Consider the following 12,890-nt stretch of genomic DNA (forward strand, 5'->3'; position numbering starts at 1 on the left):
ACGTCCGAGATCTTGGTAGGTAACGGCCCCCCAAAGGGCGCTTACCTACCAAGATCTCCCGAGCACCCGAGCACCCGAGCACCCGAGCACCCGGGCAGGCGAGCACCCGGGCAGGCGGGCAGGCGGGCGTCGATCATGCAGTTGTGGCGCCCCACAAAAGGCGTAATTCAGGGCACGACGCCCACCACACCCGACGACCCGACCCCCCGACGCCACACCCCGAACACCGGCCGGACCTCCGCAGGACACCCGGCCAGAACCCACCGTCGCCCGCGATCCCGCCCCACCGTGGTACCCGCGGGACTAGCCTCGACAGGAGGGCCGGGCGCGACGCCTGCGGAGGTGATTCGGATGGGCGCAGCCACCGACGCGGCGGTGCTGGTCGGGCTCGGCACGGAGCGCAACCTGCCGATGGTCAGGCTTGCCGCGCAGGAGGCCGCCGCGCACGGCCGTCCGCTGTGCCTGCTGCACGCGTTCAACTGGGCGGCCGCGCTGAAGGCGCCGTCGATCGCAGGACCGCGCGCGGACGCCGAGGAGCTGATCTCCCGGGCCACCGAGATCGCCCACGAGGTCGAGCCGGCGCTGCCGGTCGGCGGCGAGATCGTCGAGGGCGCCCTCGTCGCCACCCTGGTCCGCCGGTCGGAGCAGGCGTTCCTGCTCGCCGTCGGGGACGGCGGCATGGCGACCAGCGGTGAGTGCGTGTCGGTCGACGCGCCGGCGGTGCAGCTCGCCGCCCGCGCCGGCTGCCCGGTGCTGGTGGCCCGCCGGGAGCCGCCCCCGCAGGGGCCGGTGCTGGTCGGCGTGGACGGCTCCGACAGCTCGCGGGACGCGCTGGAGTGGGCGTTCGAGTGCGCGGCCCGGCGGGAGGCGCGGCTGTTGGCGGTCCGCGTCGTCGAGTCGGAGGAGGGCGGGGAGGATCCCGAGCTGCTCGCCGGGTTGGTGGCGCGGTCGGCGCGCCGGTTCCCGTCGGTGGCCGCGGAGTGCCACACGATCCGGGGCGACCCCGGCACCGTCCTGGTGGAGCAGTCCCGCTCGGCGCAGGTGGCGCTGGTCGCCGCCCGGGGCGACGAGCCGTGGCGCGGCATGCTCGGCGCGGTGAGTCAGGCGCTGCTCTACCACTCCCCCGCACCGCTGATCGTCGTGCGCGGGCTGACGGGGATTCCGGGGGACGGGCGCAACGCCCAGCGTCCACAGGACCAACGGCCCTGATCCACACCGACGCCGACCGGCGATGCTGAGGCCGGCCCGGACGAATCCGCGCGCTGAGGATGCAGGATTCCCCTACCCGCGAGAGGCTCATGCAGTATGGACACCGCTCTCGACCTGCACAGCCCCCTGACCGAAGACGAGCTGCGCCGGCTGGACGCCTACTGGCGGGCGGCGAACTACCTGACCGTCGGGCAGATCTACCTGCTGGACAACCCGCTGCTGCGCGAGCCGCTGGCCCCCGAGCACGTCAAGCCGCGCCTGCTCGGCCACTGGGGCACCAGCCCCGGCCTGAACCTGCTCTACGCCCACCTCAACCGGGTCATCGTCGCCCGTGACCTGTCGGCCCTGTTCGTCACCGGCCCCGGTCACGGCGGCCCGGCGATCGTCGCCAACACTTGGCTGGAGGGCACCTGGAGCGAGGTGTACCACCACATCGGCCGCGACGAGGCCGGCATGGCACGGCTGTTCCGCCAGTTCTCCTTCCCCGGCGGCATCCCCAGCCATGTGGCGGCGGAGGTGCCGGGTTCGATCCACGAGGGCGGCGAGCTGGGGTACGCGCTCAGCCACGCCTACGGCGCGGCGTTCGACAACCCCGACCTGCTGGTGGCCTGCGTCATCGGCGACGGGGAGGCGGAGACCGGCCCGCTGGCCGGGAGCTGGCTGTCCAACGTCTTCCTGAACCCGGCCCGGGACGGGGCGGTGCTGCCGATCCTGCACCTCAACGGTTACAAGATCGCCAACCCGACGGTGCTGGACCGGATCGACGAGGACGACCTCCTGGCCATGATGCGCGGCTTCGGCTACGAGCCGTACGTGGTCGCCGGCGACGACCCGGCGACGGTGCACCAGGCCCTCGCCGGCACGCTGGACCGGGCGCTGGACGAGATCGCCGCCATCCAGCGGCGGGCCCGCTCGGGCGGCGCCGTCGAGCGCCCCCGTTGGCCGATGATCGTCCTGCGTACGCCGAAGGGCTGGACCGGGCCGCGCGACGTCGACGGCAAGCAGGTCGAGGGCACCTACCGCGCGCACCAGGTGCCGCTGTCCGAGGTACGCAAGAACCCGGAGCACCTGGCCGAGCTGGAGCGCTGGCTGCGCAGCTACCGGCCGGAGGAGCTCTTCGACGCCACCGGCGCACCGGTCGCCGAGCTGGCCGAGCTGCCGCCCCGCGGCGAGCGGCGGATGAGCGCCAACCCGGTCACCAACGGCGGGCTGGTGCTGCGTGACCTGGCGCTGCCGGACTTCCGCGAGTACGCCGTCGACGTGCAGCGGCCGGGCGAGACCGTGGCCGGTGCGACCGGTGCCCTCGGCCCGTGGGTACGCGACGTGATCACCGCCAACCCGCAGACGTTCCGCCTCTTCGGCCCGGACGAGGTCGCCTCGAACCGGCTCGGCGCGGCGTTCGAGGTCACCGGCCGGGCCTGGATGGCCGGCACCGTGCCCGGCGACGACCACCTCTCCCCCGACGGGCGGGTGATGGAGGTCCTCTCCGAGCACCTCTGCCAGGGCTGGCTGGAGGGCTACCTGCTGACCGGCCGGCACGGCATCTTCACCAGCTACGAGGCGTTCATCCACATCGTCGACTCCATGCTGAACCAGCACGCGAAGTGGCTGAAGGTGACCCGGGGCATCCCGTGGCGCGAGCCGGTGGCTTCGCTGAACTACCTGCTCTCCAGCCACGTGTGGCGGCAGGACCACAACGGCTTCTCCCACCAGGACCCGGGCTTCATCGACCACGTGATGAACAAGAAGGCCGAGGTGGTACGCGTCTACCTGCCGCCGGACGCCAACACCCTGCTCTCCACCATGGACCACTGCCTGCGCAGCCGGCACTACATCAACGTGGTGGTGGCCGGCAAGCAGCCCGCCCCGAACTGGCTGTCGATGGACGAGGCCGTCCAGCACTGCCGGCGCGGCATCGGGATCTGGGACTGGGCCAGCACGGACGCCGGAAGCGAGCCGGACGTGGTGCTGGCCTGTGCCGGGGACGTGCCGACCCTGGAGACGCTGGCCGCCGCGGACCTGCTGCACCGGCACCTGCCGGAGCTGAAGGTGCGGGTCGTCAACGTGGTCGACCTGATGCGGCTCCAGCCGCCGACCGAGCACCCGCACGGGCTGTCGGACAAGGAGTTCGACACCATCTTCACGCGGGACAGGCAGGTCATCTTCGCGTACCACGGCTATCCGTGGCTGATCCACCGGCTCACCTACCGCCGCACCAACCACGCCAACCTGCACGTGCGCGGCTACAAGGAGGAGGGCACCACCACCACGCCGTTCGACATGGTGATGCTCAACGACCTGGACCGCTTCCACCTGGTCATCGACGTGATCGACCGGGTGCCGGGGCTGGCCGACCGGGCCGCCCACCTGCGGCAGGAGATGGTCGACGCGCGGCAGTCCTGCCGTGACTACACCCGCGAACACGGCGAGGACGACCCGCGGGTCGCGGAGTGGCGCTGGGTCCGCGAGACGGACCCGGGACTACGGGGGGACCAGTGAGCGCGAGGAGTGAGTTCGGTTGTCCGGCGGTCGTGAACGAAAGGTGGACCCGATGAGCGGCAACGAGATCCTGGTCGGCTACGACGGCTCCGCCGACGCCACCGCCGCGCTGGAGTGGGCGCTGGAGGAGGCCGGCCGCAGCGGGCGGCCGGTGCGGTTGGCGTACGTCTTCGAGTGGCTCACGGTGACCGGCTGGATCGGCCCCGGCGTCGCTCCCGGCATCTGGCCGGACGACACGGCCCGCCGGCAGGTCGAGGAGCTGGTCCGCAAGGCGGCGGCGGACGCGTCCGCCGCGCATCCGGAGCTGACCGTCACGGGCGAGGTGTTCGACGGGCCGTCCGCGCTGATGCTCCAGGAACGCTCGGCGCAGGCGGACCTGCTGGTGCTGGGCACCCGGGGGCACGGCGGGTTCGGCGGATTGCTCGTCGGTTCGACCGCGGTCGCGGTCACCGCCCACGCGCACTGCCCGGTCGTGGTCGTCCGCGGCGAGGCCGCCGCCGGTGGGCGCACCGGGCACGTGGCGGTCGGCGTGGACGGTTCCGAGTGTTCGCTGCTGGCGCTGGGCTTCGCGTTCGAGCAGGCCGCCGCCCGACGGGTACCCCTGCACGTGGTGCGGGCCTGGCACCCGCCGGCCGGCCAGCGCCCGCCGGCGGGTCCTGACGCGCGGGAGGCCACGGCGGCCGACCGGGCCGAGCTGGACGAGCCGCTGGCCCGGTGGGGCGCGACGTTCCCCGACGTGCCGGTCAGCGTGGAGGTGACGGAGGGCCGCCCGGCGTCCCTGCTGGTCGACGCCAGCCGCGACGCGTGTCTGGTGGTGGTCGGCACCCGGGGCCGGGGCGGCCTGAAGGGGATGCTGCTCGGTTCGGTCAGCCAGCAGCTCATCCAGCACGCGCAGTGCCCGGTGGCGGTGGTCCGGGAACGCTGAGGAACTCAGGGGGACCCCGCCGTCGCGTTGCGGCGCGCGGGGTCCCTCCGTCACGGGTCGCCCTCGGCCGTGCTCACCGGGTCTCGGCCGGTTCGGCCGGGCTGAGCGAGAAGTAGTCCTCCTCCTCCTGGGCGAGGTGCAGCCGCAGGATCGCCTCCAGGCCGTAGAGGGTGGCGAGCAGGTCGGTGAGCTGGTCCCGGCGTAGCGGGCCGTCGCCGGCCTGCGCGAGGTGGGCGCCGAGCCGCTCCACCAGCCGCCGGATCTCCACGTGGGCGCGGCTCATCGTCGAGGTCGCCTCGGCGCTGCCCAGCGGGTCGGCCAGCGCCGGGTAGAGCTGGCGCTCCTCGGCCGCCTCGTGCGGCAGCACCTCCCCGGTCAGCCTGCGGTGCGTCCCGCGCAGCGCCGGCAGGCACTGCGGCGCGTCCGGTGCGGTGGCGACCAGGTCGGCGGTGTCCCGCAGGGCGGCAAGCACGTCGCGGACGCCGCCGTGTTCTGCCGCGTACCGGTCGAGCAGTTCGCGGGTGCCCGGCGGCACGTCGCGCCGGCGCAGCCCGCCCCCGAGGGCGCGCAACGCGTTGAGGATCACCAGCACGTCGATGCCCTCCTGGAGGAAGGCGCCGGCGACCGGGGGCAGCCGGCCGAGGGCGGCGGCCAGCATCGCCAGCACCGCGAGGCCCATCCCGACGGTGGCGCTCTGCACCGCGATCCGGCGGGCGTACCGGGCGATCTCGACCGCGTCGGCGATCCGGTCGAGCCGGTCGACGGTGAGCACCGCGTCGGCGACGTCGGCCGAGGCGGTCGCCCCGGTGGCGCCCATGGCCACGCCGACGTGCGCCTCGGCGAGGGCGGGGGCGTCATTGACCCCGTCGCCGACCATCACGGTGACCGCCCGGTGCGCCTCCTCGCGTACGCGGGTCGCCTTCTCCCCCGGCGAGCACCGGGCCACCACGTCGTCCACGCCGACCACCCGCGCGACCTGGGCGGCGACGTCGGGCCGGTCCCCGGTCACCATCACGATGCGCCGCAGCCCCGCCTCGCGCAGCCGGCGCACGGTGCGGCGGGCGTCGGGGCGTACCGGGTCCTCCAGCAGGATCGCCCCGAGCGGGCCCCGCTCGCCGCTGACCCAGACCACCGAGCGGCCGGCCAGCTCGGCCCGGGACCGGGCCCGCCCCGCCCAGTCGGGCAGGTCGCCGTCGAGCTGACCGACCCGGACCTGCCGCCCGTCGACCGACCCCCGTACGCCCCGGCCCGGCTCCTCGGTCACGCCCGCCGGCTCGGTCAGCGGCAGGCCCCGCTCGCGCGCCTGCGCCACCAGCGCGCGGGCCAGCACGTGCGGGGAGAGCTGCTCCACCGAGGCGGCCAGACGCAGCACGTCGTCGCGGTCGCCGTCGGGGGCGGCCACGACCTCGGCGGCGCGGGGGCGGCCCGCCGTCAGCGTGCCGGTCTTGTCGACCAGCAGGGTGCCGGCCCGGCCGAGCAGTTCCAGCGAGCCGCCGTCGCGGACCAGCACCCCGCGCCGGGCGGTACGCGACAGCCCGGACACGATCGCGACGGGGGTGGCCAGCAGCAGCGGGCACGGGGTGGCGACCACCAGCACGGCCACCGCCCGGACGAACTCGCCGGAGAGCAGCCAGCCCAGTCCCGCCAGGACCAGGGTGAACGGCACGAACGCGGCGGCGTACCGGTCGGCGAGGCGCACCATCGGCGCCTTGTGGGCGGTCGCCTCCTCGGCCAGCCGGACGATCCCCGCGTACGTGCTCCCCGCCGCGTCGCGCGTCGCGCGCATCGAGAAGCCGGCGCCGGCGTTGACCACGCCGCTGGCCACCTGCTCGCCGGCCGCGCGCCGCACCAGCCGGGACTCGCCCGTCACCACGGACTCGTCGAGGGTCACCGGCTCATCGACCTGCCCGTCGACCGGCACCACGTCACCCGGGCCGACCAGCAGCCGGTCCCCCGCCGCCACCCGGTCCAGCGGCACCTCCTCGACGCCCCCGCCCGGGGCGCGCCGCCGGGCGGTGCGGGGGGCGCGGGCGAGCAGCGTACGCAGGTCGCGGGTCGCCCGCCCCTGGGCGTACGCCTCCAGCGCCCGCCCGGTGGCCAGCATCACCGCGATCACCGCCCCGGCCAGGTACTCCCGGACGACCAGCGCGCCGACCAGGGCCAGTACGGCTATCACGTCCACCCCGAACTGCCGGCGCCACAGCTGCCGCAGCACCGACCAGGCGGCGGGCGCCAGGGCGGCCACGGTGGCGGACGCCCACACCACGTCGGCCGCGTCCCGGCGGTCGGCGAGCCACAGCGCCGCCCCGGCCAGCACCAGCACCGTCACCCCGGCCAGGGGCGCCCAGAGCAGCAGGCGCGACCGGTCCCGCCGTACCGGCTGCTCCGGCACGCACTCCCGCGGTTCCGTTCCCACCTGCGGATCGTCCCAGCGTCCACCGCGCCCGGGAGGGCGTCCGCGCGAACCGGCAGGGGCGAGATGTCCTGCCGCGCGGGGACCTGCGTACCGTGCGTCGGCACGGGGGCATGGCGCAGGATGGAGCGGCAACCCCGCCCGGGGCACCGCCGGGCTGGGGCACGATGGGGAGAAACGGAAAGGTCGTAACGATGAGCCACGAGACGCCGGCGACGGGCCGTCCGCTGACCACCGCACTCGCGGAGGCCGCCGCGACTGCCGGGCACGCCCCGTCGGTGCACAACAGCCAACCGTGGCGGTGGCGGGTGCTGCCGGACGCGCTGGAGCTGCGGGTGGTCCGCGATCCCCGGCTCACGGCCACCGACCCGGAGGGCCGGCTGCTGGCGTACAGCTGCGGGGCGGCGCTGCACCACGCGCGGGTCGCGCTGACCGCGGAGGGCTGGACGGCCGTGGTGGAGCGGATGCCCGACCCGGCCGACGAGGACCTGCTGGCCCGGCTGACCGGAATGGCCCGCGCGGAGGCCGACCCGGAGGCCATGCGCCTGGTGCAGTGCATGCAGGTGCGGCACACCGACCGGCGCCCGGTCAGCGACGAGCCCGTGCCGACCGCCGCTCTCGGGGAGATCGCCTCGGCGGTCGCCGCCGAGGGCTGCCAGCTCCAGTTCCTCGACCGCGACAACGTCCTGGAGCTGGCCGCTGTCGCCAGCCGCGCCGCCTCGGTCGAGGCGGAGGACTCGCAGCTGCGCGAGGAGCTGGAGTACTGGACCAGCCGCAGCGGCACCGGCACCGGCCTGCCGCCGGAGGTGCTGCCCGCGGAGGCGCCGCAGACCACCGTGCCTGCGCGCGACTTCGGCCGCCCCGGCACCCTGCCGGTCGGCCCCGGGCACGACCGGGCCGCCGTGTACGGGGTGCTCTACGGCGACGAGGACGAGCCGGACAGCTGGCTGCGCGCAGGCGAGGCGCTCTCGGCCGCCTGGCTGACCGCGACCCGGCTCGGGATCTCCGTGGTGCCGCTGAGCGGGGTGGTGGAGGTCGCGGGCACCCGGCAGACGCTGCGCGGGCTGCTGGCCGGCCTCGGCTACCCGTACCTCGTGATCCGGCTGGGGCTCGCGGACCCGGCACACGCCGGCCCGCCGCACACCCCGCGCCTGGAGGCCACGCAGGTGGTCGACACCTCGGCGGTGCGCTCCACCGGCGCGTAGCGCAGCCGGGACACGGCCACCGGGCGGGGCTACCATCGCCCGGTGGCCGCCAGCGAACCGAACCCCCGCCCCGAAGCGCACGTGACCCCCTCGCTGGGGCTCAGCCCGCTGTCCCGGGTACGGCTCGACGAGCTGCTCCAGGAGATGCTGGACCGGGTCGGCGAGGTGGTGACCAGCCGGGAGCGGCTGCGTGCCCTGCTCGACGCGGTGGTCGGCATCGGCACCGACCTGGACCTGCGCAGCACCCTGCAACGCATCGTGGAGTCGGCCTGCGAGCTGGTCGGCGCCCGCTACGGCGCGCTCGGCGTGATCGGCCACGACCGCCTGCTGCACGACTTCATCACCTACGGCATCGACGCGGAGCTGCACGCCAGGATCGGTGACCTGCCCCACGGGCGGGGCGTGCTCGGCCTGCTCATCGACGACCCCCGCCCGCTGCGGATGCCCGACATCACCCGGCATCCGAAGTCCTACGGGTTCCCGCCGCACCACCCGCCGATGCACAGCTTCCTCGGCGTTCCCGTGCGCATCCGCGACCATGTCTTCGGCAACCTCTACCTGGCCGAGAAGCAGGGCGGCGCGGAGTTCACCGAGGACGACGAGGAGATCGTCGTCGCGCTCGCCGCCGCCGCCGGCGTGGCGATCGAGAACGCCCGCCTCTACGCGCTGGCCCACCGCCGCGAACGCTGGCTCGCGGCGACCGCCGAGATCACCACCGTGCTGCTGGGCGAGGTGCGCCGCACCGACGCCCTGACGCTCGTGGCGCGGCGCGCCCGCGAGGTCGCCGAGGCGGAGGTCGCCCTCGTGCTGCTCTACGACCCCGACGCCGAGAAGTTCACCGTCGAGGTGGTGGACGGGGCCGACGAGCAGGCCGGCGCCCTCGTCGGCACCGCGCTGCCGGCGGCCGAGACAAGCTTCGCCGCCGCCGTCATCGAGGGCCGGCACGACCAGGTGGCGGACCTGGCCCACGCCGCGCCCTGGCCCGCGCTGCTGCGCACCGGCCCGGCGATGGTCGCGCCGCTGGCCACCGCCGACACCCTGCACGGGGTGCTGGTGATCGCGCACCGGGCCGACCGGGCGCCCGTCGCCAACGACGACGACATGGCCCTGCTGGGCAGCTTCGCCGGCCAGGCCGCGCTGGCCCTGGAGCGGGCCCGCGGGCAGGAGGAACGGGAGCTGCTGGTGGTCCTGGAGGACCGCGAGCGCATCGCCCGGGACCTGCACGACGTGGTCATCCAGCGCCTCTTCGCCACCGGCCTGCAGTTGCAGAGCGCCGCCCCGATGACGACGAAGCCGGAGGTCGCCCGCCGGATCAACGCGGCGGTCGACGACCTGGACGCCACGATCAAGGACATCCGCCGCACCATCTTCGAGCTGCGCACCCCGATGAGCGCGGCGCTGCGCACCGAGATCCGGGAGGCGATCGAGGTGGCCGCGGAGTCGCTGGGCCACCGGCCCCGCCTGGAGCTGACCGGGCCGATCGACAGCGCCGTCCCCGACGCGGTCCGCCCCGACCTCACCGCCGTGCTGCGCGAGGCGCTCTCCAACGCCGTACGGCACGCGCGGGCCGACCGCGTGGCGGTGGCGGTGCGCGCCGACGCCGGCCGGGTGACCGTGACCGTCACCGACGACGGGGTGGGCTGCGACCCGGCCGCCGCGCGGGGCGGCCTGGTCAACCTGCGCGAGCGCGCCGAGCGCCACGGCGGCGAGTTCGAGGTACGCCGGGCGGAGCCCCGGGGCACCGAGGTGTGCTGGTCGGTGCCGCTACGCGACTGAGCCCGCAGCCGTCAGTGGGACTTGCCGAGCAGGCGCGTGGCGAGGACGGCCGCCTGGGTGCGCCGCTCCAGGCCCAGCTTGGCCAGCACGCTGGAGACGTAGTTCTTCACGGTCTTCTCGGCCAGGAACATCTTCCCGGCGATCTCCCGGTTGGTCAGGCCCTCGGCCACGTACTCCAGGATCCGCCGCTCCTGCTCGGTCAGTGACTTCAGCTCGCGCGGCTGCTCGACGCCGCTGCGGATGCGCTCCAGCACCCGGGTGGTGATCGCCGGGTCGAGCAGCGACTGCCCGGCCGCCACCCGCCGCACCGCGTCGACGAGGTCGGTGCCGCGGATCTGCTTCAGCACGTAACCGGACGCGCCGGCCATGATCGCCGCGAAGAGCGCCTCGTCGTCCTCGTACGAGGTCAGGATCAGACCCTTGATCGAGGAGTCCACGGCCCGCACGTCGCGGCACACGTCGATGCCGTTGCCGTCGGGCAGCCGCGCGTCGAGGATCGCCACGTCCGGCCGCAGGGCCGGGATACGCCGGGCCGCCTCCTGGGCGAGACCGGACTCGCCGACCACCTCGATGTCCCCGCTGCTCTCCAGCAGGTCGGCCAGGCCACGACGGACGACCTCGTGGTCGTCGAGCAGGAACACGCGGATCATTCCTCGTTTCTACCCGCTGCCGACCCCTTCCCGCACGGGTCGAAGGTCCCGAACCGGCATCACCTGCCCCGACCCACGCCACCCGCGCCGGAGTCCCCGGCCGGCGGCGGGTCGGTCGGGCCCGTGGGATCGGGACGTCCGGCCCTGCCCGGGCCACGCTCCGGTGACGCACCGTGGACACGTACCACTCGCCGGCGCACGACTGCCACGGAAGGAGCACGACCATGGAGACCGGCTTCACCGTCGAGCAGCTACGGGCCGCCGCCACCTACGCCGTACGCGCGCCGTCGCTGCACAACACCCAGCCGTGGCGGTTCCGGCTGCGCGACGGCGGCATCGAGGTGCTGGTCGACCCGGACCGGCGGCTGCCGGCCACCGACCCCACCGGCTGGGGCGTGCGGATCGCCTGCGGGGCGGCGCTGTTCAACCTGCGGCTCGCCCTGGCCGTGGCCGGCACCCCGGCGACGGTGCGGCTGCGCCCCCACCCGGCCGAGCCGGACGTGGTGGCCCGGCTGGTGCCGGACGTGCCGCGCCGCCCCACCCCCGCCGAGCAGGCCCTGCACGCGGCCATCCCCCGCCGGTTCAGCAACCGCGCGCCGTTCTGGCCCGACCCGGTGCCCGCCGACGCCCGCTGGCGCCTCACCGAGGCCGCCCGCGCCGAGCAGTGCTGGCTGGAACTGGTGGTCGGCGTCAGCGCGGTGAACGCGTTCGGCGAGATCGCCCGCAGCGCCCACCGGGTGCTGGAGCGCAGCCCCGAGTACCGGGCCGAGCGCCAGGAGTGGGTACGCACCACGCCCGCCCCGGACGGCATTCCGGCCGCGTCCGGCGGCCCGCAGGGCGAGCCGCAGGACCTGCTGCCCTCGCGGGGCTTCGGCGGCCTGGACCGGGCCCCGGGGCGGGACTTCGAGCCGGAGCCGCTCGTGGCGGTGCTCGGCTCGCCCGGCAACACGGCCGTCGACCAGGTCGTCGCCGGGCAGGCGCTGCAGCGGGTGCTGCTGACCGCGACGGACTCGGGGCTGGCGGCGTCGATGCTGTCCCAGCCGATCGAGGTGCCGTCGGCGCGCGATCAGCTGCGGCTGTCGCTGGGGCGGTTCGGCACGCCGCAGATGGTGCTGCGCGTCGGCTACGGCCAACCGGGCTGGCCGACCCCCCGCCGGGACGTGGCCGAGGTGCTCGATCTGCCCGTTTCCCAAGTCTGAACAACACACGCCCGCCACCAGCCCAGGGGCGTGACTACCGGTAGCTCCAGACCACCGGCCGGGCCTTGTAGATCGCCGCCCCGGCGAGGTAGCGGTTGCCGACGTAGGAACCGTCCAGCCGGTACAGCCAGACGTTGCCGTTGCCGTAGGTGCCGTCGCCGTTCGCGCCGCTGACCTTGGTGGTGAAGACCAGCCCGCCTGAGTGGTTGCCGACACTCTTAATCTTGCTTGTGTCGATGTACCCGGGTGCCCGCTGGAATCGGTTGCGGTTGATGTCATACCGGTAAACGTGGCTGGTGTTGCTCATCCACAGGTTGGCGGAGGTGCCGTAGACCGGTGACAGGTCATGCACGTTCCCGGTGACCTTCCGGCAGGCGGCGTCGGTGAGTTTAGGAGCGGTGGCCGCGCCGCTCACCTTGTAGCTGCACAGCCGGGTGCCGCCGGCGGCCCAGAGGCGCTTGATGGCGCTGTCCCAGTAGACGGCGTGCGCCTTGGCGAACGCCTTCGTGGCGGCCGGGCTGGTCCGGCCCTTGCCGTAGAGGGTGAGCTTGCCGGGGTCGGAGGAGGCGACCACGACAGCGCCGTTGGGCAGCAACTCGATGGCGTGCGGGTTGCCGCCCGGCGTGACCTGGTACCGCACCTTGCGGGTGGCGTAGTCGACGATCCCGGCCCGGCCGCCCGAAGCGGCCACCAGGACCACGTACCGCGAGCCCTGCTTGCGGAACTTGACGTCGGAAAGGTTCTTCCAGCCACTACCGGCGGGTCGCTTCCACGACCACTGGGCCGAACCCGCCGTCCACCGGCTGGCGCCGGCGCTGAAGATCCTCACCCCGTACCGCTGGTCGACCACCGCGACCCGGTCGCTGGCAGCCTGCGCGCCGGTCGGCGCGACCAGCACTCCCACCATGCCCACCGTCGCCGCGCCGAGGGTTGCGCCGATCGCGCGCCACCGCCGTCGCGTCCTGTCTGCCGATCGCATCATCGCCATGCACCCTTCCCTTGACGAGCCCCGTC

The 12,890-nt window shown here is 74.6% G+C and carries 9 protein-coding genes; 6 read left to right on the top strand and 3 right to left on the bottom strand.

The features are described from left to right. The first annotated feature begins 351 nt into the window (after nucleotides 1-351). The 3 genes from ACLQ22_RS06645 (at nucleotide 352) to ACLQ22_RS06655 (ending at nucleotide 4,633) form a co-directional block, all read left to right on the top strand. A complete protein-coding gene (locus tag ACLQ22_RS06645) occupies nucleotides 352-1,209 on the top strand; it encodes a universal stress protein (RefSeq protein WP_425691484.1) in 858 nt (285 codons plus the stop codon). Between the two features lie 96 nt (nucleotides 1,210-1,305). Beyond that, nucleotides 1,306-3,708, top strand: coding sequence for a phosphoketolase family protein (locus tag ACLQ22_RS06650; RefSeq protein WP_425691485.1), 2,403 nt, complete (start codon nucleotides 1,306-1,308; stop codon nucleotides 3,706-3,708). A gap of 52 nt (nucleotides 3,709-3,760) precedes the next feature. After that, nucleotides 3,761-4,633, top strand: coding sequence for a universal stress protein (locus ACLQ22_RS06655; protein ID WP_425691486.1), 873 nt, complete (start codon nucleotides 3,761-3,763; stop codon nucleotides 4,631-4,633). Nucleotides 4,634-4,706: 73 nt separating this feature from the next. Here ACLQ22_RS06655 and ACLQ22_RS06660 read toward each other — a convergent pair whose 3' ends face one another. Continuing rightward, nucleotides 4,707-7,049, bottom strand: a complete 2,343-nt coding sequence (locus ACLQ22_RS06660; RefSeq protein WP_425691487.1) for a heavy metal translocating P-type ATPase — start codon at nucleotides 7,047-7,049, stop codon at nucleotides 4,707-4,709. 191 nt (nucleotides 7,050-7,240) lie between these two features. On the opposite strand from ACLQ22_RS06660, the gene ACLQ22_RS06665 reads away from it, so the two are divergent. Continuing rightward, nucleotides 7,241-8,251, top strand: a complete 1,011-nt coding sequence (locus ACLQ22_RS06665; protein ID WP_425691488.1) for an Acg family FMN-binding oxidoreductase — start codon at nucleotides 7,241-7,243, stop codon at nucleotides 8,249-8,251. Nucleotides 8,252-8,395: 144 nt separating this feature from the next. Then, nucleotides 8,396-10,027 (top strand): GAF domain-containing protein, encoded by a 1,632-nt coding sequence (locus ACLQ22_RS06670; RefSeq protein WP_425691782.1) that lies wholly within the window; start codon nucleotides 8,396-8,398, stop codon nucleotides 10,025-10,027. 11 nt (nucleotides 10,028-10,038) lie between these two features. Here the strand turns inward: ACLQ22_RS06670 and ACLQ22_RS06675 are convergent, their stop codons facing one another. Further along, entirely contained in the window at nucleotides 10,039-10,677 is a 639-nt protein-coding gene (locus tag ACLQ22_RS06675; RefSeq protein ID WP_132233210.1) for a response regulator, read from the bottom strand. A 224-nt stretch (nucleotides 10,678-10,901) separates the two neighbouring features. On the opposite strand from ACLQ22_RS06675, the gene ACLQ22_RS06680 reads away from it, so the two are divergent. Beyond that, the gene (locus ACLQ22_RS06680; protein WP_425691489.1) at nucleotides 10,902-11,876 is read left to right on the top strand and encodes an Acg family FMN-binding oxidoreductase; all 975 of its coding nucleotides are present in this window, start codon (nucleotides 10,902-10,904) and stop codon (nucleotides 11,874-11,876) included. A 34-nt stretch (nucleotides 11,877-11,910) separates the two neighbouring features. On the opposite strand, the gene ACLQ22_RS06685 is transcribed toward ACLQ22_RS06680, so the two are convergent. Then, the gene (locus tag ACLQ22_RS06685; RefSeq protein ID WP_425691490.1) at nucleotides 11,911-12,864 is read right to left on the bottom strand and encodes a DUF6528 family protein; all 954 of its coding nucleotides are present in this window, start codon (nucleotides 12,862-12,864) and stop codon (nucleotides 11,911-11,913) included. Nucleotides 12,865-12,890 lie beyond the last annotated feature (26 nt).

Source organism: Micromonospora sp. DT178 (assembly GCF_049841695.1).
GTDB lineage: Bacteria > Actinomycetota > Actinomycetes > Mycobacteriales > Micromonosporaceae > Micromonospora.

Bases quoted from the DNA above. Each gene is read 5' to 3' on its own strand.
- ACLQ22_RS06670 (WP_425691782.1), top strand. From the start codon at position 8,396: ATGCTGGACCGGGTCGGCGAGGTGGTGACCAGCCGGGAGCGGCTGCGT.
- ACLQ22_RS06655 (WP_425691486.1), top strand. From the start codon at position 3,761: ATGAGCGGCAACGAGATCCTGGTCGGCTACGACGGCTCCGCCGACGCC.
- ACLQ22_RS06650 (WP_425691485.1), top strand. From the start codon at position 1,306: ATGGACACCGCTCTCGACCTGCACAGCCCCCTGACCGAAGACGAGCTG.
- ACLQ22_RS06680 (WP_425691489.1), top strand. From the start codon at position 10,902: ATGGAGACCGGCTTCACCGTCGAGCAGCTACGGGCCGCCGCCACCTAC.
- ACLQ22_RS06675 (WP_132233210.1), bottom strand. From the start codon at position 10,677: ATGATCCGCGTGTTCCTGCTCGACGACCACGAGGTCGTCCGTCGTGGC.
- ACLQ22_RS06685 (WP_425691490.1), bottom strand. From the start codon at position 12,864: ATGGCGATGATGCGATCGGCAGACAGGACGCGACGGCGGTGGCGCGCG.
- ACLQ22_RS06665 (WP_425691488.1), top strand. From the start codon at position 7,241: ATGAGCCACGAGACGCCGGCGACGGGCCGTCCGCTGACCACCGCACTC.
- ACLQ22_RS06645 (WP_425691484.1), top strand. From the start codon at position 352: ATGGGCGCAGCCACCGACGCGGCGGTGCTGGTCGGGCTCGGCACGGAG.